The sequence below is a fragment of the Clostridium sp. CF012 genome (assembly GCF_018861755.1).
In the GTDB taxonomy this organism is placed as follows: Bacteria; Bacillota; Clostridia; order Clostridiales; family Clostridiaceae; genus Clostridium_AD.
On record NZ_JAHLEF010000006.1, the window covers coordinates 1 to 19,507 of the forward strand.

The 19,507-nt window shown below is 31.4% G+C and carries 15 protein-coding genes; 4 read left to right on the forward strand and 11 right to left on the reverse strand.

Translation table 11 applies throughout. From position 1 onward, the window contains the following. Positions 1–245: 245 nt before the first annotated feature. The 6 genes from KPL50_RS07680 to KPL50_RS07705 all read right to left on the reverse strand — a co-directional run bounded on the left by KPL50_RS07680 (position 246) and on the right by KPL50_RS07705 (position 8,467). Positions 246–1,028 (reverse strand): serine hydrolase, encoded by a 783-nt coding sequence (locus KPL50_RS07680; RefSeq protein ID WP_216297879.1) that lies wholly within the window; start codon positions 1,026–1,028, stop codon positions 246–248. A gap of 96 nt (positions 1,029–1,124) precedes the next feature. Further along, complete coding sequence (locus KPL50_RS07685) at positions 1,125–2,222, reverse strand: 6-phosphofructokinase (protein WP_216297880.1); 1,098 nt, start codon at positions 2,220–2,222, stop codon at positions 1,125–1,127. A gap of 279 nt (positions 2,223–2,501) precedes the next feature. Then, complete coding sequence (locus KPL50_RS07690) at positions 2,502–3,329, reverse strand: undecaprenyl-diphosphate phosphatase (protein WP_216297881.1); 828 nt, start codon at positions 3,327–3,329, stop codon at positions 2,502–2,504. 101 nt (positions 3,330–3,430) lie between these two features. Next, a complete protein-coding gene (locus tag KPL50_RS07695; RefSeq protein ID WP_216297882.1) occupies positions 3,431–4,543 on the reverse strand; it encodes a hypothetical protein in 1,113 nt (370 codons plus the stop codon). A 159-nt stretch (positions 4,544–4,702) separates the two neighbouring features. Beyond that, positions 4,703–6,280: a phosphoenolpyruvate carboxykinase (ATP) gene (pckA, locus tag KPL50_RS07700; RefSeq protein ID WP_216297883.1), complete on the reverse strand. Its 1,578-nt coding sequence runs from the start codon at positions 6,278–6,280 to the stop codon at positions 4,703–4,705. Between the two features lie 483 nt (positions 6,281–6,763). Beyond that, positions 6,764–8,467, reverse strand: a complete 1,704-nt coding sequence (locus KPL50_RS07705) for a hypothetical protein (protein ID WP_216297884.1) — start codon at positions 8,465–8,467, stop codon at positions 6,764–6,766. A 247-nt stretch (positions 8,468–8,714) separates the two neighbouring features. Here KPL50_RS07705 and KPL50_RS07710 point away from each other — a divergent pair, with 247 nt between their 5' ends. From KPL50_RS07710 to KPL50_RS07720, 3 genes are all read left to right on the forward strand, one after another. Beyond that, complete coding sequence (locus KPL50_RS07710; protein WP_216297885.1) at positions 8,715–9,938, forward strand: CapA family protein; 1,224 nt, start codon at positions 8,715–8,717, stop codon at positions 9,936–9,938. Between the two features lie 65 nt (positions 9,939–10,003). Continuing rightward, positions 10,004–11,362 (forward strand): Mur ligase family protein, encoded by a 1,359-nt coding sequence (locus KPL50_RS07715; RefSeq protein ID WP_216297886.1) that lies wholly within the window; start codon positions 10,004–10,006, stop codon positions 11,360–11,362. Between the two features lie 49 nt (positions 11,363–11,411). After that, complete coding sequence (locus KPL50_RS07720; RefSeq protein ID WP_216297887.1) at positions 11,412–12,140, forward strand: type 1 glutamine amidotransferase; 729 nt, start codon at positions 11,412–11,414, stop codon at positions 12,138–12,140. A 98-nt stretch (positions 12,141–12,238) separates the two neighbouring features. On the opposite strand, the gene KPL50_RS07725 is transcribed toward KPL50_RS07720, so the two are convergent. The 4 genes from KPL50_RS07725 to KPL50_RS07740 form a co-directional block, all read right to left on the reverse strand. Then, positions 12,239–13,516, reverse strand: a complete 1,278-nt coding sequence (locus tag KPL50_RS07725; protein WP_216297888.1) for a helix-turn-helix domain-containing protein — start codon at positions 13,514–13,516, stop codon at positions 12,239–12,241. A 67-nt stretch (positions 13,517–13,583) separates the two neighbouring features. Further along, positions 13,584–14,882: a helix-turn-helix transcriptional regulator gene (locus KPL50_RS07730; RefSeq protein WP_216297889.1), complete on the reverse strand. Its 1,299-nt coding sequence runs from the start codon at positions 14,880–14,882 to the stop codon at positions 13,584–13,586. A 195-nt stretch (positions 14,883–15,077) separates the two neighbouring features. Next, positions 15,078–15,254: a YtxH domain-containing protein gene (locus KPL50_RS07735; protein WP_216297890.1), complete on the reverse strand. Its 177-nt coding sequence runs from the start codon at positions 15,252–15,254 to the stop codon at positions 15,078–15,080. A gap of 60 nt (positions 15,255–15,314) precedes the next feature. Next, positions 15,315–16,235 (reverse strand): viroplasmin family protein, encoded by a 921-nt coding sequence (locus KPL50_RS07740; protein ID WP_216297891.1) that lies wholly within the window; start codon positions 16,233–16,235, stop codon positions 15,315–15,317. A 281-nt stretch (positions 16,236–16,516) separates the two neighbouring features. On the opposite strand from KPL50_RS07740, the gene KPL50_RS07745 reads away from it, so the two are divergent. Next, positions 16,517–18,277, forward strand: coding sequence for an ATP-dependent metallopeptidase FtsH/Yme1/Tma family protein (locus tag KPL50_RS07745; RefSeq protein WP_216297892.1), 1,761 nt, complete (start codon positions 16,517–16,519; stop codon positions 18,275–18,277). A 75-nt stretch (positions 18,278–18,352) separates the two neighbouring features. Here the strand turns inward: KPL50_RS07745 and KPL50_RS07750 are convergent, their stop codons facing one another. Continuing rightward, positions 18,353–19,354 (reverse strand): rhomboid family intramembrane serine protease, encoded by a 1,002-nt coding sequence (locus KPL50_RS07750; protein ID WP_216297893.1) that lies wholly within the window; start codon positions 19,352–19,354, stop codon positions 18,353–18,355. Between the last annotated feature and the right edge of the window lie 153 nt (positions 19,355–19,507).

Sequence of the window (19,507 nt, forward strand, 5' to 3'; positions counted from 1 at the left end):
TGTAAAATCCTTAATGCTCATTTATCCACCTCTAATCTTTATTCCATTATACATAGAAAAACCCTATAGCGTAGGTTTTTTTAAATCGTCTACTCTATAGGGTACATTTTATAGCGAGTTTGCATTTTTTAGTATCTTTCACTAAAATTAGTTTAGAATTACTTGGCGACGTGAAAGCATTCTAGCAATATATACTTGACCTTATAGCATAATATAAGAAAAAACTCTTAATCAAAATTCATTCTCTATTTCCAATCTTTATCTATAATATCCCACATCATTTTTCCAACCCTAGATATAGTAGTTATTCCATAAACATTGTTAGGCAAGTTGTTAGCCATTACTGTAAAAAGAAATTTTCCCTTTTCAAGCATCATTATCGTTGTATCATTTTCAACAGTTTCAAGACTACCCCCTTTATTTGCAATATTCACTTGAACCTGCTTTGGTACGTAAAAAGGTAATTTATTTGTAACTTGTTGTTTTTTCAATATTCTTAAAAGCAAATCGCTATTTTCTTCATTTAAGTATTGTTTTAAATATAGTAGTTTAAAACACTTACTTAAGTCAAAACTACTAGTAGTATTTTCTGATTCATCTTGTTCTAATTTTATGTCAGTTGTAATCCTTTTCAAATCAGTGTTTTTAAGCCCCATATTCGCAAACAATTCGTTTACTCGCTGCATGCCCAAAATTTCAATTATTTTATTTGCTGCAGTATTATCACTTTGTATGAGCATTGCTATTAATAAGTCAGATAGTGAATATTCTTTTCCTGAAAATTCATGTATAATTCCATTTGAACCCTGGGTCTTATCCCCTGCTTCTATTTTAATTTTGGATTGTAGATCTATTTTTCCAGCCTCTACTTCTTTAAGCAAAATCATAGCTAGTGGCAATTTTATGCATCCAGCCGATACCATTGCTTTATTCTCATTCAGTCCATAAAGATATCCACTTTTTATTTCTTCAAAATAAAAACTATAAGTACCTTCTCTTGTCTCTAAATACTTCTTTATTACTTTCATAATATCCTCCTAGTTTTTATCTGGAGTACAGCAATCAAGAACTAGCGATCAACGATTATTGTACTCCATATTTTAATGTTATTATAAAGTGGCCTATTAGTCTCCAAAGGAAATTCCAATACTTCTAGCTACTTTAACTAATTCGCCGCAGGGGTCTACATTTTTGGTATCTCCTATAACATTTTCTAAATGTGCATAAGAAATCTTATTTCCTGTAAGACAAACCATATTTCCAAATTTCCCAGTGTTAATTAAATCCACAGCCGCAACACCATACCTAGTAGCAAGCATTCTATCAAAAGATGATGTTATTCCACCTCTTTGAATATGACCAAGGACCGTACATCTAATTTCATGATTTTTTACTAGCTCTTCTAACTGGTAAGCTAATTTGTTACCTATTCCACCTAGTCTAATTGGATCTGGGCTATCTTCAACTATTTTACTAACTACAACGTTTCCGCCTTTTTCCTTTGCACCTTCTGCAACCACAATAATACTAAATAATTTCCCTTCTTTTTCACGCTCTTCTATCTTCTCAACAATTTTGCAAATATCAAAATCTATTTCAGGTATTAAAATTACATCCGCCGATCCTGAAACTCCAGACTCTAGTGCAATCCAACCTGCATTTCTTCCCATTACTTCAAGTATCATTATTCTATGATGTGATTCAGCTGTAGTGTGAAGTCTATCAAGGGCATCTGTTGCCACCCCTACTGCAGTATTAAATCCAAAGGTAAAATCTGTAGATGCTAAATCATTGTCTATAGTTTTCGGAACGCCTATTACCTTAACACCTCTTCTGCCAAAATCTCTTGCGCTTGTAAGTGTACCATCTCCTCCGATAACAATTAGAGCATCCACACCTTCTTTTCTCATGTTTTCAATTGCTACGTCTGATACATCTTTTTTAACCTCAATACCATTCTCTTCAATAGTATAATCAAACAAATTATCTTTATTAGAACAATATAATATAGTTCCACCTTTATGTTGAATTCCAGACACTGTTTCTAGTGTTAGTGGCATGGTTTCATTCCTATATAGCCCTCTATATCCAAATCTATAACCAACTACTTCATAGCCATAATTTAAAATGGCATTACGAGTAACGGCCCTAATTACCGCATTTAATCCCGGGCAATCTCCCCCACCAGTTAATACTCCAATTTTTTTTATTTTCTGTGACATATACATTCCCCCAAACTCTATTTGACTTATTATACACCTTATAGTGGAAAATATAAATGAAACGCCGCCATTAGTGAAATATTCTCAACTTTTCACAAATAGCATAGCTTAATAAAATAAAACATCATAATTAAAGAATATATTGGCTAAAAAAGGAGAAGAATTAAATATTACCGGAATATTGTGTAGCACATTAAATATTAAAACAACATATTAGCTCAATTATTAACTAAAGCCAATGAAATTAATCATCAGCTTTAGTCCTAAAAACATTATTATTTATAAGGAAATAGTACCAATTTTAATTAAAAATAACAATGCTATACCCAAAATTATTCTATAAATTGCGAAAACCTTCATAGGTTTTTTCTTTAAATAAGCAACAAACCTTTCAACCACAATTAATGCAACTAAAAAGGCCGTTACAAACCCAATAAACAAAGTAATCATTTCACCACTACTAAAATTCATTCCACTTTTATATAGTGTTAGTGTTGCAGCTCCTATCATTGTAGGTATGGCTAAAAAGAATGAAAACTCTGTTGCAGCAACTGTAGAAATACCACTTACCCAAGCTCCCATTATAGTTGATGCCGACCTAGACATACCCGGCCATAGTGCTAAACATTGATAACACCCTATTCTAAATGCTTGTTTAATGTTTATGTGCTCTATTTTTTCCGTTGTATCCTTATGCCTAAATTTGTCTTCTATAATAATCATTAGAATTCCGCCAACTACTAAACCCACCGCTACAGTGCCTGCATTAAAAAGGTATTCACCTATTTTATCATTTAGAAGAAACCCAAAAGCTGCAGCTGGTATAAACGCAACTATAATATTAGTCCAAAACTTAATTCCTGATGGTCTTCCCTTAAAAAAATCCACAACTGAATTCCATATTTTATTCCAATATAAAACTATAATTGCAAGAATAGCCCCGAGTTGTATGACTACCTCAAATGAATTTGCAAATGGTCCTTTGAAATTTATAATATTTCCCACAATTATCATATGCCCCGTGGAGGAAATAGGTATAAATTCTGTTACTCCTTCAACTATAGCTATTACTATAGCTCTTAGCACTAATATAACGTTTAATTCCATGTATTATCCGCTCCTTATAGCAATAATTTATAAAATCTTTTTTAATTATACTATATTCAAGCAGTGAACATAGTTAGAATTATTATTTATTGTTTAAATGTTTATTTTTCTATTACCACTTCCCTCTGCATCGTCTTACCATCTTGTGATAATTTAATAGAATTTAGTCCTTTGATAATTTGTAATTCAAAATAAGTATCAACCTTTATGTAGTCACCCTCATTGATGCTTATGAAATACTTTGTAATCATATAACTATTCTTAAAGGCTCCAACGGTAAAGTTTTCTACTTCTTTTGTGTCATTTTTCAAATCTCTCTTTGCAAATATTAAAGTTGGATTTTTGTCCACACCTGTATTCACATATTCTATTTTTGGAGATATTTTAAACACTTGCGGATTATTAACAAAGATAGTAGGTTGAATAAACCCCTCCTTTGTTTCTATCTTAGGAAACTGATTTTCTTTCAAAAAAGTAAGTTTGGAATTACTCTTGAGCTCTCCATACTTATTATTATCCACAGATATACTATAGCTTTCATAGTAACTCTTCATACTCGTAACATATTTTTTGTTATCTTTTAGAGAAACAATTTTAACTTTGTCTATTCCCTTGTTTATTATTTCAACAGCGCCAAGTGGAATATCTGCATCTGTCATATAAGATCCATTGACACCATCTATCATTATCCATTTTTTGTATTTATCACTCCATATTTCACATACATTAAAGTATGATTTACCTTTGACTTTACTATCATTGTTTCTTAATACTCCACGACGTACATTGATTTCAATAGAAGCTAAACACTCCTCATATATAGTTGCATAATCACTATCTGATATTTTAGTTCCATCAGAAGCTACTTGCATTATTTCTAAAGCGTTTTTATCACTAGTCATTGAGGTGCTTTGTGCTTTTACTTTCCCATTAATAAATTCCATAATTTTTAAAGAGTTATCAAGTTGATCAGCCTTTTTATCTATAAGTTTATCTAGTCCATAGGTTTTTTTAAGTTTTGATAAGTTTTCATTCTGTGGATTTAGATAATAAAAATGAATATTATCTCCAGTGTAAAAATTTTCCCATTTGTTGATTTTTAAACCATCCTGCTTATTGCTCGAATCAGTTCTTACTTTAAAATTCCAAAAAATTAAAGCCGCTATTATAACAGTAAAAATTAAAATCCTATAAAGAACACTCTTTTTTCTCATAATTCCTCCTTGTTTTTTAACTGGTTATATAATAGTTATAAAGTGCTATATAACCTAGAATAAATTAACATTTATCTAATGAGTATAACATATTTAAATCTAAAATCACATAAAAAACCCCACGGGATTTATCACAATCTTTGCCGTGAGGTTTTTGTATTATATACTTATGGGCCCAGCTTGTTTTATACTTTCTGAAATTCCTTTAAATTTACTGAAGTTCATAGTAAATTTAGCGGCTAATTCACTAGCTTTTAAATTATACTGTTTTTTATCTCCCCATGTGTTTTCTGGATTTAATATTTCAGAGGGAACATTTGGTACTGCTACTGGCACCGCTACTTTAAATATTGGATGCTGTGTATACTTCATATCCTTAAGCGTTCCATCAAGAGCTGCTTTTACCATGGCTCTTGTATACGATAGTTTCATTCTTGATCCTACACCATATCCTCCACCACTCCAACCTGTATTTATCAAGAATACGTCTGTTTCATGTTTATCTATCCTCTCACCTAAAAGTTTTGCATAAACTGATGGCTTCATTAGCATAAAAGGTTCTCCAAAGCAAGATGAAAAAGTGGCTTTTGGCTGCGTAATTCCTCGTTCTGTACCAGCAAGTTTACTTGTATATCCCGAAATGAAATGGTACATGGCAGCTTCCTTTGAAAGCTTTGAAATTGGTGGAATAACTCCAAAAGCATCTGCTGTTAAAAATATTATGGTACTTGGATGTCCACCAATTCCACTGAGTTCTGCATTTGGGATATGCTCTAGTGGGTATGCTCCCCTAGTATTCTCCGTTAAGCTACCGTCATCATAATCAGGCATCTTGTCCTCATCAAGCACAACATTTTCAAGCAAGGAACCAAATTTTAATGCCGAGTAAATTTCACTTTCTTTATTTTTATCTAATTTTATAGTTTTAGCATAGCATCCGCCTTCAAAGTTGAACACTCCACTATCACACCAACCATGTTCATCGTCACCAATAAGCTTTCTTTCTGGATCTGCGGACAAGGTAGTTTTTCCTGTACCTGACAAGCCAAAAAATACTGCCGTTTCTCCATTTTTACCAATATTTGCAGAACAATGCATTGGGAATACACCTCTTAGTGGCAATAAAAAATTCATTATTGAAAAAATAGATTTTTTAATTTCTCCTGAATACTGCGTTCCACCAATTAACACAATTTTCTTATCAAAATTCACTATAATAAAAGCTTCTGAGTTTATTCCATCCTCTGCTCCTTTTGCCTTAAATCCGGGGGCGGCTATAACTGTGAATTCCGCCTTGTGATGATCTAGCATAGCTTTATCCAATCTTCTAAACAATTGATTAGAAAGCAAAGCCTCTGATGCAAGCTCATTTACCACCCTAATAGGTAATTTATATTCTTCCATGGCACCCACGTAACCATCAAACACAAATATATCTTTATCACTTAAATATTTACACACTTGAAGATACAAATTATCAAAAATATTTTCTTCTATAGGTAAATTTACCTCTCCCCAATTTATTAATTTCACAACACTTTCTTGTGAAACTATAAACCTATCCTTAGGTGATCTTCCTGTATATTTTCCTGTTTTTACTGCCAATGCACCTGTTTCTGTTAAAGTACCTTCTCCCTTTTGCAATGCAAAACTTACTAAGTCGGATACCGGTAAATTCCTATATATTTTCTTTGATGTTTTTATGTTCAAATAATTTAAGTTTTCTAAACAATCCACAATATTACCCCCAATTACTATATTCACGAGCTTATTAATTTTTGTTATTATAATAATATATTACAACATTTTGGTGAAAATGCAAGAAAAAAATTACTAAAACACTAATTTAATAGTTTTATGAATACGTTCCTTCATTATGCTAACTTATCGCCGTTATAGCATACTCTTTTTATATTTTATGATACACTAATATATTTTATGATTATTGATTCCTTATTGAGGCTATAACTAATCTAATCCCACATGTGTGAGTAGAAATTCTAAATCCACTCACCTCTATTTTTCTACTTCTAAGTAATTTATTACATGAAAATATTGTTAAATATTTGTCAAAATGAAGAATAACAGCTTTTAAAAATCACGCAATAAAAATAAAGTATATATTAAATCAAATATATTTGATTTAATATATACTTTATTTACTTATGCTATACATTCAAGTAAATAACAAGTACACTTATTTATTTGAATGTGCCTTACCTAATAAAATAGTGTAAACTCAGGAATTTTTAATTCTTGATTGTCTTTGCCCTTAGCATAGCTTTCTTTTAATTTCTGAGCCTTATCATAATTCTCCACAATGATTTTTTTAGTGTCGTCACTATAAGAGTTATTTAAATTCTTATATGCTTTACTTATATAATAAAACCCTCTATCTAAATTCTGTTCAAAAGTTATATAATAACACCCAGCATTATTTAAAGTCATAATATCTTGATCATCTGCTTGATATGCATCATCCATTTCCACTTTAGCTTCCACTTGCTTATTTTCAGTCATGTATATAGTTGCTAAGGTTCGATGATATTTAGGCACAATTCCATTTAATTTACTACATATCTTCAAAATCTCTATTGCATCCAATATGTTTTTATCAGCTAGCTTTATTAAGGCCATATTGTATTTTATCTCTGCATCCTGTGGCTTTACAATTGATGCCAAATTAAAATATTCTAGCGCTTTTGCACTATTATCAGCCTTGTACCAATAATAATTTGCTAAATTAAGCATTATATTATAATTATAAGGCTCTTTAGTTAATGCAGTTCTAAAATAAGGTTCTGCTGCTAATTTCAGAGACTCTTCCTTCAATATTTCTGGCATTAAAAATCCATAGTTATCTGGGTACTCGCCATTAAGCTGGATAGATTTATTACAGGATTCTTTAGCCTTTTTATAATCTTTCTTATAAAGATAATACCAACCCGCGCTATGATAGGCTCTGTAATCATTTGGATGTTCTAAAATCATATTTTCAATTAGTTTATCAGACTTTTCAAGTTCATCCATATTTTTGTAAATATTTGCTTTTATTAATTCAATTTGCATGTTTCCTACATCTTTACCTGAGAGTTCACTAATTAATTTATTTGCTTGGTCTACAGTGTCCAAACTAAGGGAATATATCTTAGCTAACCACATTTTATATGATAAATCATTAGGGTATTTTTTTGAAAGCTCAGTTATATTTTGCAATAGAAAATCCTTATTATATAATGCTGCCTGGGCTAAAACATCATATATCTTGTATTCGTCCTTATTTAATTCCCAGGCATTTTTTAATTCAATATATCCTTTTTCCCATTTTCCCGTAAGCATTAGCATTCTAGAATATTCTGCAATATCATAAGAAGATTTTACATCTACTGGATACCTTGTCATAAGTTCATTTGCACTTTCAACCTTTTTATTTCCCATATAAACAGTAAACATAGTTTTTATTAAACTCTTATCTTTAGGGTATTTCTTTAAAGCAATCTCCCCCTCTTTTAGTGCCTGCTCATATTTTCCATTTATAAATTGTGTAAAAACCATAAGATTATAGCTCTCACTATCTATCTGTTTATACTTCTTTGAGATATCAATATATTTTAATGAGTTCTTTAAATCATTTTTAACAGAATAGACTTCAGCTATTTTAATATCCCATTTTGGTGAAAGTTTATCTATTTCTGCAATTTCACTATATTTTTCAATAGCTAAATCATATTCCTGTGCGAAAAAATGTTTTTCAGCCTCGGAAGCTAATTTACTTAAATCTGGTGTTCTTTGTGTTATAGTTATTAAAGTAATGCTTATAACTGTAATACATAGAACAAGTAAATACAGCGCTATTTTTTTAACCCCTAACTCTTTTAGTATACTATTATTTAATATAGACTTTAGTTTACCTAATTTCGCCATAACCTCACCTCTTTTAAATATATTTCTAACACGCTCCTAATTTCATGTATAAATTAATTAAATTTTCTTTCAATATGCACTATAGTCATATTTTAACAAATGCACAGTTAAAAAGCTAGAGTATTTAAAAAGCGTTACATTAATAAGTTAGACAATTAAACAATAATGTTATAAAATTGTATTGAATTAAATATAAAATTATTTATTGCAAGGCACAATACACTGATATATAATGGGGGTGTTATTTTTGAAAAGATCACGTAAACGAAAATTAAATAAAAAAAAGGCAATAAGAAATATCTCTTTACTACTATTTCTTTCTGTAATTTTAACCACCGTTGTGGTTAAAACTATTTCTTTTTCTTTGAAGAAGCTTAATACAAACCAGGTTATTTCTAATGATAAAAAAAAGAAGCTTCCTATTGATAAGGATAATCCTAATAATAACAATAAACCTGTGAACCCTCCCCCAGTAGATAAACCTACCGTGGTAGATAAATCTCCTGTGGTGAAAAATACTGAAGTACTCCTCTCTGCTGTGGGAGACTGCACTATAGGAACTGATAGTAAATTTAGTTATGCTACTAGTCTTCCTGCTATGGTAACAAAGGATAATAATGATTTTTCTTATTATTTTGAAAATGTATATAGTATTTTAAGTCGTGACGATGTTACCATTGCTAATTTAGAAACAACCTTTACAGATTCAAATGACAAAGAAGAAAAGCAATTTAACTTCAAAGCCACCAGCGATTTTGCTAAAACGTTAACTTTAGGCTCTATTGAAGGAGTTAATCTTTCTAACAACCATATTTATGATTATAAAAAAAAAGGATTTCAAGATACAAAACTTGCCCTTGAAAACGAAAAGATTAAATACTTTGGAGAGGGATCGAAGTGGATAACGAAAATAAAAGAGCAGCCCTTTGGATTTTTAGGTTATAGAGGATGGTCCACAGACCAAAATTTTCTTAATAAGTTAAAGAAGGATATACTTGAATTAAAAAAGACTAACTCAGTTATAGTTATAAACTTTCACTGGGGGAATGAAAGTCAGTATTATCCTATAGATGCACAAAAGCAGCTTGCGCGTTTTGCTATTGATAACGGTGCAGATATAATCCTGGGACACCACCCTCATGTAATTCAAGGTATTGAACAATATAAAGGCAGGATTATTGCCTATAGCTTAGGAAATTTCTGTTTTGGTGGAAACTCTAATCCGCGCGATAAGAATACCTTTATTTTTCAAAGTAATTTAAAGTTCACTAATAATAATTTAACCTCCATTGGTGTACGTGTTATCCCTTGTAGTATATCCTCAGTAGAATACAAAAATGACTATCGCCCAACGCCACTTAAAGGTGAGGCTAAGGTAAATCTCTTAAGTAGCTTAAATAAACTCTCACGGAATTCAGGTTTTAAAATAAGTGATGAGTTTTTCTATATAAAGGTAAATAATAATAACTAATTGAATAATTTCAATTAAAAGCTTACAATAAACAATACTTAGGTTAATAAGTACAATTAAAGGATGTGTTTGAAATTAAAATTCGGTCATTACTCAGTATACTCGCTTCAAAATTTATTATGAAATTATCGAAGGTTTTATTTAAAGGTGGCACAAATTTTCCCGGTAAAATTGCATTAAAGCTTGACCCTGATATTTTGAAAACCATAGCTAATAATTATGAGGTCATACTTATAACCGGTACCAATGGAAAAACCACCACCACAAGCATGATTTATAGCATCATAAAGGCTAGTAATAAACCAGTAATTACTAATAATACTGGTGCAAATATGTATACGGGAATAGTTGCTTGTTTTATTTCTAATTATTCCTTTAAAAAATCTTCAGTGAAAAAAATTGCTATTATAGAAGTAGATGAAGCCAATCTTAAGTTTGTAACAGATTATATATCCCCAACTGTTATTACTATTACAAATCTATTTAGAGATCAATTGGACAGATATGGGGAGGTATACACAACTCTTAAGAAAATATTGGAGGGTGTAGAAAAAACTCCTACTTCCACTCTTATTCTTAATGGCGATGAATCCCTACTTGGAAACTTAAACCTTAAGAACCCAATAATATACTATGGTTTTGGAACTAAGGTTAATGAAAACAGAATTGTAGATATAAATGCAGATGCTAAGTTTTGTACAATTTGTAAAGCTCCCTATGAATATAACTTTATTACCTATAACCATCTAGGTGATTTCTATTGTAGCAAATGTGGATATAAGCGTCCAGAACTTACATATTCCATAGATAAAATTATTGAACTTTCCACCAGTGGTTCTAAGGTTCATATAAATAATAAAGAGTATTACATAAACCAACCAGGTACTTATAATATATATAATGCACTATGTGCATATTCCGTAGCTAAGGCTCTGGGCATCGACGATAATATTATAGAGCACGCTCTTAAAACTGTAGCTAGCAGCTTTGGTAGACAAGAGACCTTAAATATTGAAGGCACCGAGGTTAAAATAATATTAGTTAAAAATCCTGCAGGTTATGATGAAGCTGTAAACACTATTAATCTGGACAAGAGGAGAATAAATTTATCTCTTCTACTAAATGATAATTATGCAGATGGAAAAGATGTTTCTTGGATTTGGGACGTAAATTTCGAACGTTTGACTTCACTTAATATTAATAAAATAATGATAGCTGGAATAAGATTGTACGATATGGCAATAAGGCTTAAAGTAGCTGGCTTTCCAGCAGAATCCTTCCTCTTATGTAAAGACGAAGAAGCCCTACTACATCAAATTAAATCTTGTGATGGCGAAATAGTTTATATACTGGCTACCTACACTGCTATGATAGACCTCAGAAAATTTTTACATGCTAAAGGCTATATAGATAAGATTTGGTAGTAAATTAAAATAAATTTAAAGATTTAAAATTCAAATAGAGGTGAATAATATGGAAATTAATATTTGTCATTTATACCCAGACCTATTAAATGTATATGGAGATGTAGGAAATATCTTAATATTAAAGCATAGAGCGGAAAAGCGAGATATAAAAGTAAATATTGTTAATATATCCATGGATGATATTTTTAATGCAGAGGCTTATGATATTGTATTTTTCGGTGGAGGACAAGACTATGAGCAAGCCATAGTTTCCCCTAACCTAATAGAATTTAAGAAATCTGCTATTGAGGACTATATACAAAGTGGAAAAGTATTTTTAGCCATTTGTGGAGGATATCAATTGCTTGGGAAATATTATACTACTCCTGATGGCGAAAAGCTTGAGGGTCTTGGTATTTTAGATATTTACACTGAAGGCGGAGATAAACGTTTCATAGGAAATACTGTTATTCATAATGAAGCTTTTGATGAAACCTATGTAGGTTTCGAAAATCATTCTGGAAGAACATATATTAATGACTTAAAACCACTTGGAAAAGTTTTAGTTGGCTATGGTAACAACGGAGAAGATGGTAATGAGGGTTGCGTTTATAAAAACACCTATTGTACTTATTTTCATGGCTCTCTCTTATCTAAAAATCCCGAACTTGCGGACAGGATGCTTTCACTAGCATTAAACAACAAGTATAATGAGGTAGCTCTAACAACCCTTGACGATAGTTTAGAACTTAAAGCTAAAGAATTCATAATTAATAGAGAAACTTCAAGTAAATAGAAATAGAAATAGAAATATAAAAATAGATAGAAGATCTTTTTTAATAAGTCCATATGTTTAGAGTAAAAAAAAGATGTAGGTTTAGGAAACTCCTAAATCTACATCTTTTTTTCTAATTGCAACGCTAAACTAAAATACTTTATAGACTCAGCTACACTACCAAGTTTATGGTACATACTTCCCATTTCTAAGTAACGCATATATATATCTTGCTTCCCACCAAACTTTAATAGAGAATCTAAAGATAAATTCATATACATTTCTGCGCAAGAGGACTGCCCCTGTCTATCAAGAATAATAGCTTTAAAATAATAGCCTTTTTCAATGAATTTAATATCATCTAAATTAATTGCATAATTTAAAACTTCATCAGAAATAGTCTTTGCTAGCTCCAATACTTCATTTTCAATAAGCTCATTAACACAATCCAGCATAAAGCTAACTAGTCCTATCATATTATCCCTAGGATAGCAGTCCAGGCCCTTATTTATATATTCAATCCCTCTATTTTTCATATTACAGTCAAACATTGTGGAGCCATAATTGTAAATAGCTTTTGCCTTACTGGAAACCTTATCCTTATATAACACATATGACTTTTTTTCATATTCTTCAAACTTGTCATTTTTCATTCTTATAGATAACAGTGCCAACATATGATATATTTCAGCTGCCTTAAATTCCGTATCAACATACTCTAGCAAATCTAATAATGTTATTCCAACTTCATAAGCCTGCTCATAATTTTTAAGCATTATATTACAAGCCGCTTCATTATAAGTGACAATAATTAAATTTTTGTAATTAATAATTTCACTGTCCCGAAGCCTTCGCCTAACATTACAATAGTAGCTGGATGCTTGAAGATATTCTTCTTTTATATATAAATGTCTCGCCATGTCTATATAGTAACTCAACCGGTTATCCTCAATAGTCGTTTTTAAATATAAATCATAATACTCTGAAGTAATTAATTGCGTCTTCTCAAAGTCTCTTTTATTCAAATAAAAATTAAACAACATGTGTATTAGTTCAATAGCTAAGTCATAGTAATTATACTTCTGTGCAAATTCCAAATTATAGCATGCTTTAGATTCAAACTCAGCATCCGTAGAATCCTGGTCGCTTATGGCCTGCTCCCTCAATGCCTCAATATTTTCCTCCACTTGTTCAAATACATTTTCATTTAAATATGCAATATCAATGTCCAATTTTTTGCTAATTAATTCTAGTACCCAAGGCTCTGCCATAACCTTGTTGTTTTCTATACAACTCATTTTAGATACTGAGATTTTGTCATCGCACATCTCTCTCAGGGTATAACCTTTATATATTCTAGTCCTTTTTATCTTTTCTCCCGTTGATAATATCTCCATTCTCATCACCTATCTACAGATTAAATAACTATTCTATGAATCTGGCCATAAAATAGTTTCATTAAAATTATTTAATTATTCCTAGTTTGTTAAATAATTCCACGCCCTCGTTTAGATATTTAGCTGCATCCTTATCTCTGCCAGAATCAATATAAAACTTTCCAAGCATTATAGATATCTCAGCCGCTTCCTTTACTTGCTCCTGCGCTCTTACAAAATTTAGTGCTAGTAATAAAGTGTTTTCTGCTTCATTCATATTGCTGTCTAATAAATCAATTCTATATTTTAATAAATAATATTGGCGTAATGCACTATGATTGCCATCTTCTACAAATTCTAAAATTTGTTGCAGTGCTTCCTTAGCTTTATCTATATCCTTAAGCTTGATATAATTTTCACATATATTAGCTAACGTATCTATAAGCTTTGAATCATTACTCTTTTGTCTAATTTCCTTGGCTTTATTTAAGTGTATAAAGGATTGTTCCATGTTTTCAAACTCATAAAACAATTTTCCTAAATTGTTCTCTATTTCAGAGATATAGTTTAAGTTATCAATTTCATAAAATACTTTCAATGTACTCTTTGAATACTTTATAGCATTTTTAATATCGCCTTTTTCATTATATTCATTTGCGAGTAATAAAAGTGAATTAGCATATTCTTTCTTACTATCTATTTGCTTAAATTTTTCTTGTGCTAAAAATGAATATTTTATAGCATTCTCCACATTTTCTAATTTAAAATAAGTGTACCCTATATAGTAATATATTTCACCGAGTAAAAAATCATTTCCCATTTCGTTGTCTATAAAAACCTTTTCAGCTTGTTGGAAATAGCTCGAAGCTGATTGATAGCCCTTAAGTTCTAGTGCTATTTTTCCGAGTTTTAGAAAAGTCTTAATTATTTCTTCATAAGAGTTATTTTTGATAAAGATAACATTTGAGGAAAGAAAAACTTGCTGAGCTGATGCTATCTCATTCCTATCCATGTATATATCCCCTATTAAGGATAAGTTTCTTGCTTTTCTATATTCCAATTTGTATTTTTCAGAATAATATAGTGATTTTTCGATGTTTTGCTCAGCCTGTACTAAATCGCTATTTAAAATAAGCGCTTCAGCAATATTTTCATAATACAAACATATCTTTTCAGCTTGAGTTTCTTCTGACTCCATTAGGTACTCAACAGTTGTATTCAAAGTATTTGCTAAATATTCTAATAAATCCATGCTAGGATTAGATTTGCTAGACTCAACAAGACTAATTTGTCCTGGAGTTATTCTATCTCCTGCAAGGTCTTTTAATGTCATATTAAGCTCTTTTCTTTTCCGCTTTATCTTTTCACCTAAAGACAATATTTCCATAATCACGCTTCCTTTACTGGATGGTATATAGATACTCTTATTATTTAAAACACCCTTAGACAATTTTAATTCAATTATAACATAGTTTCCATTTAAACTGCAAAATATTTGAATAAAATATGGAATTTTCAGTATTAAAATTAAAAACTCCAAACCATATATTTTAAAATATGATTTGGAGACTTTTAGAGCTCTTTATAAAATATAATCCTTTACGCTATCATACATATCTTCTGCCATGTTTTTTACCATCTTACCAGTTTTTCTAACTCTTCTTTTTGTGCTTCTATCCATATTAGGAGCAAGCATTGAAGCTGCAACCACTCCAATTATAGCGCCTGTTGTAATTGTTGATATAAATTTACCACGCATAAGTAACACATCCTTTCTTTATTTGTTCTTTATAGCATGTGCATTTTTAAAATAATTAGTCTATTTATTGCCTTCTAATAAAAAAATAATAAAATCCATTTTTTCTGTGCCTGTAAAATTATTTATTAAATCTTTAGCGGCTTGTGGATTTATGTTATATTCACTAACAATTTCATCATATCCGTAGACCTTTATTACTTGGTTATTCTTTTCACAATAATCTAAGTTCAAAACAATTATGTTTTTTTCTCCCCTTGGAGCTATTTTCAAAATCTCTTCTTTTACTTCCACACTTGCTACATTTATATTATTTTTTGTTAGCCACTTTTCTACAGTCTTATCTGAATTTATCCCTAATTTTTCTTTACATTTTTCATCAACAAGCTCATTAAATAAATCTCCGGTGTGACTATCTACCTTTACAAATATAATTTCAAGTCCACTTTTCATGAGTTCTTGCATTTTCCTGTAATATTCCTTAGAGGATTCCTCTTTCCTCTCCCAAAAACCTGTAGCATGGTAGCAAATACCTACATAATCATGAAATATTACTACCTTCTTTTCACCTATGGACATGGCATACTGAGCCCCTTTTATTGAACCTTCTAGTTCCCCTGCAATTTGTCTTATATTTTTTGCTGAATCACTTTTTCCAGCTCCACTCTCTATATGTACAACTATATCCTTTTGCACAGCCACCATTCCATAAGAATACTCCTCTGTAGAGGAATTATAGCTACCATCAACATAAACATGAAGGCAATCTTCTGGGTAAGTGTTATCTACTTTTTTAAGTGAGTTTCCTGCATAACTTAAGAACTTTTCAGCTTCGCTTATACCCTCAAAGCTCTTATATTTAGCGCCCTTTACGCCTTTTACATATTTTAAGCACTCTGCCCAAGTGTTAACTATTCTATTTTCTATTTTTTCATTAGTACTAGAATTGAAGCCTTCTTTTATTGCATAAACTTTCTTTCCCATATTATCCATTCTCCTTATCATAAATCTATCATAAATAAATTATACAACAAATCATAAATTTATCAATTGCATTTTTTACATTATTTACATTTCCAAATTATATGAGGATCGTTGGACAAGTCCTTATAAAAATATTATAATAGCCCTTATAGCCCATATCGCTTGAATAATGCAAGCTTTAAATTAGTAAAAATAATAAAAGATATATAATACGAAAGGATGGTGAATGATGCGATGATACGACTATATTAAAGATATAGTGGTTTTCTCGCTTCGAGCTTATGAATAAAATTAAAAACAAGTATATTTTGCTTCCTGCTATCACTGCAATTTTTTCGTTAGTATTTCTCATATTTGTGAGTAATACCTTCAAAATATCTAAAGATAAATTATATGTTGATTTTCTTAAAGATACTACCGCAAGTAATATCTCCACTGTATATGTAACAACTTCTCCTAAAATTCAAGTTAAACTTAAAGATGGCACCATATATCAAACTGATAATCCAAGAACAAATAATTTCAAAGAAAATTTATTAAAAAGTGGCATAAATGTTTCAGAGCAAACTCTAACAAATCCTGCTGAAATAGCTTCCATTGCAGGTTTTGTGATATCACTCATAATACTTGGAATTATGGCCTTCAAATCTTCAAAGATAAAAACTAAAAGCATGTTCTCAGCTACAAATCTTGATGTGACCGCTGTAGAAGATATAGGTTTTAACTTTGAAAATGTAGCAGGCAACGAAGAAGCTAAAGATAGTGTACAAGATGTAGTAGATTTCCTTAAAAATCCTGAAAAATATTCTACCTATGGTGCTAGAATGCCAAAGGGAATAATTTTATACGGAGATCCAGGAACCGGTAAAACCTTACTTGCAAAAGCTGTAGCTGGTGAAGCAAATGTTCCTTTTTATGCTGTCTCGGGTTCTGATTTCGTACAGATATATGTAGGGGTAGGTGCCGGAAGGATTAGAAGCTTATTTAAGAAAGCAAGAAGTCATGGTCGTGCAGTTATCTTTATTGATGAGATTGATGCTATTGGTAAGAAAAGAGATAATGGAAGTGGTGGTGGTTCTGACGAAAAAGATCAGACTCTTAACGCTCTTCTAACAGAAATGTCTGGTTTTAATGAAACAGAAGGCATAGTTATAATTGCAGCGACTAACAGACTTGATATGCTAGATCCTGCTCTACTGCGTCCTGGCCGTTTTGATAGGCATATTGAAGTTACCTTGCCTGATGTATCTGCCAGAGAGAAAATTTTAAAACTTCACCTTAAAAATAAACCTATTAAGGATATAGATTATGGTGAATGGGCACATAAAACTTCATATTTTTCAGGTGCAAAGCTAGAGAACTTAACTAATGAAGCTGCTATTATTGCTTGTAAGGAGAATTCTTCATTTATTGAAAATGATCATTTGGATAAAGCTTATTCAATAATGCTAGCTGGTTATGAAAAAGTTGATAGAGGTTATATTAAAGCTGAAGATAGAAAAATCACTGCCTTCCATGAAGCAGGACATGCTTTAATTTCACTTAAGATGCTACCAAAGGACAAAATATCTAAAGTTACTATAATTCCAACTACCAAAGGTGCAGGTGGCTATACTTTAAGTATTCCTGAAGATAAACTATATCTAAACAAGGAACATTTAAAGAAAAAAATAATGGTACTTTTAGGTGGTAGAGCTGCTGAAGAAATTATTTTTGGTCAAGACTCTGTAACCACCGGTGCTTGCAATGACCTTCAAAGAAGTACACAGCTTGTAACAAACATGGTAACGGAATATGGTATGGGTGAAGCACTTGGACTACTTACTATAGACAAACTAAGTGATTCAGGTCTTGCAAATCAAGAAGCAGTATTTTCAGAATGTAAAAATTTAATTTCAGAATTATATGAAGAGGTTAAAACTATTCTAAGGGATGGAAAAGAATCACTAGTGGCTGTTACAGATTTGTTAATCCAGAAAGAAACTATATATTACGAAGATCTAATTAATATTATTGGAGACAAAAGCCATAATGTAGCCTAAAGGCATACAGCCCCCCAAGGTATAACCCTGGGGGGCTGTATGCCTAGTAAAACCCTGTGGAACTTGCTCGCCTCACTAACCTTCTGCTCTAAAACTAACTAAAAATGCTATAAGCATTCCACCAAGAAGTCCACCTACATGAGCAAAATTATCAATGTTTGGTAGCGTGGCCCCTATAAATATATTTATGAATATAACTGATAAAATACTTCTTATAAAAGCATTCCCAGTTTTACCTTTAGACTTAATTGCAAAAACAAGTACTGCTCCCAGTAGTCCAAAGATTGCACCGGAGGCTCCAATGGAAACACTTGTTGAAAATATATAGCTAAATATAGATGCGCATATGCCGGAGATTAAATAAATAGCTATATACTTAGCCTTCCCATAAACCTTTTCAACCATTGGCCCAATTGCATAAAGTGAATACATATTCACACCTAAATGTACAATGCCACCATGCAAAAACATACAAGAAACAAGCCTATAATATTGTCCCTTTTGGATTAGCTCATTAACTTTCGCCCCAAGTAAAATTAGAACATTAGTGTCACTATTAAATATGCTCCCGTTTGCATAAACATAACTCAAATAAGCTGTAATCAGATACATTATAACATTTATAGCTATAATCCCCAGTGTAATCCAAGGTTTAGTCTCTAAACTTTTTTCACTATCGCTTTGCAAATTATTATTGCTCATGACGCTAGCTAGTTCCTGTACAACCTGCAAATTCACATCTTCAGAATAGTTTACTTTTTTATCTTTTAGCTCTACGCGAATCAATGGTTTTTCCAATAGATTATTTATTGATAGAGCTTTTGTATCACTTTCCATGCTAAATTCATCCTCAGAAAACAATATATATATATTATTTTTATCTTCTGGAATATCATATTGTTTTAATTCATGTAGGCTTTCCCCCGTAATAAATATTAATCGATAGGAAGCCCCATTAATGTCTTTGCTCACTGTCCAAAGCTCAGAATTACCATCCGCACTTCTAATATCCTCTAATAAGTACCCATATTGCTGGGTAATTCCCCTTATAACGATTTTTATATTTTTTTCTTTCATATTTTACTCCTATAGAGTGGCCCCCCCCCGGGGGGGGGGGGGGCGGCGAGGGGGGCGCCGCCCGCCGCGGGGGGGGGGGGGGGTTGTTTTTTTTTTTTTTTATTTACACCATTCTCCCGCCCCCCCCGTTGTTCGGGCCACACCCACCGCCGC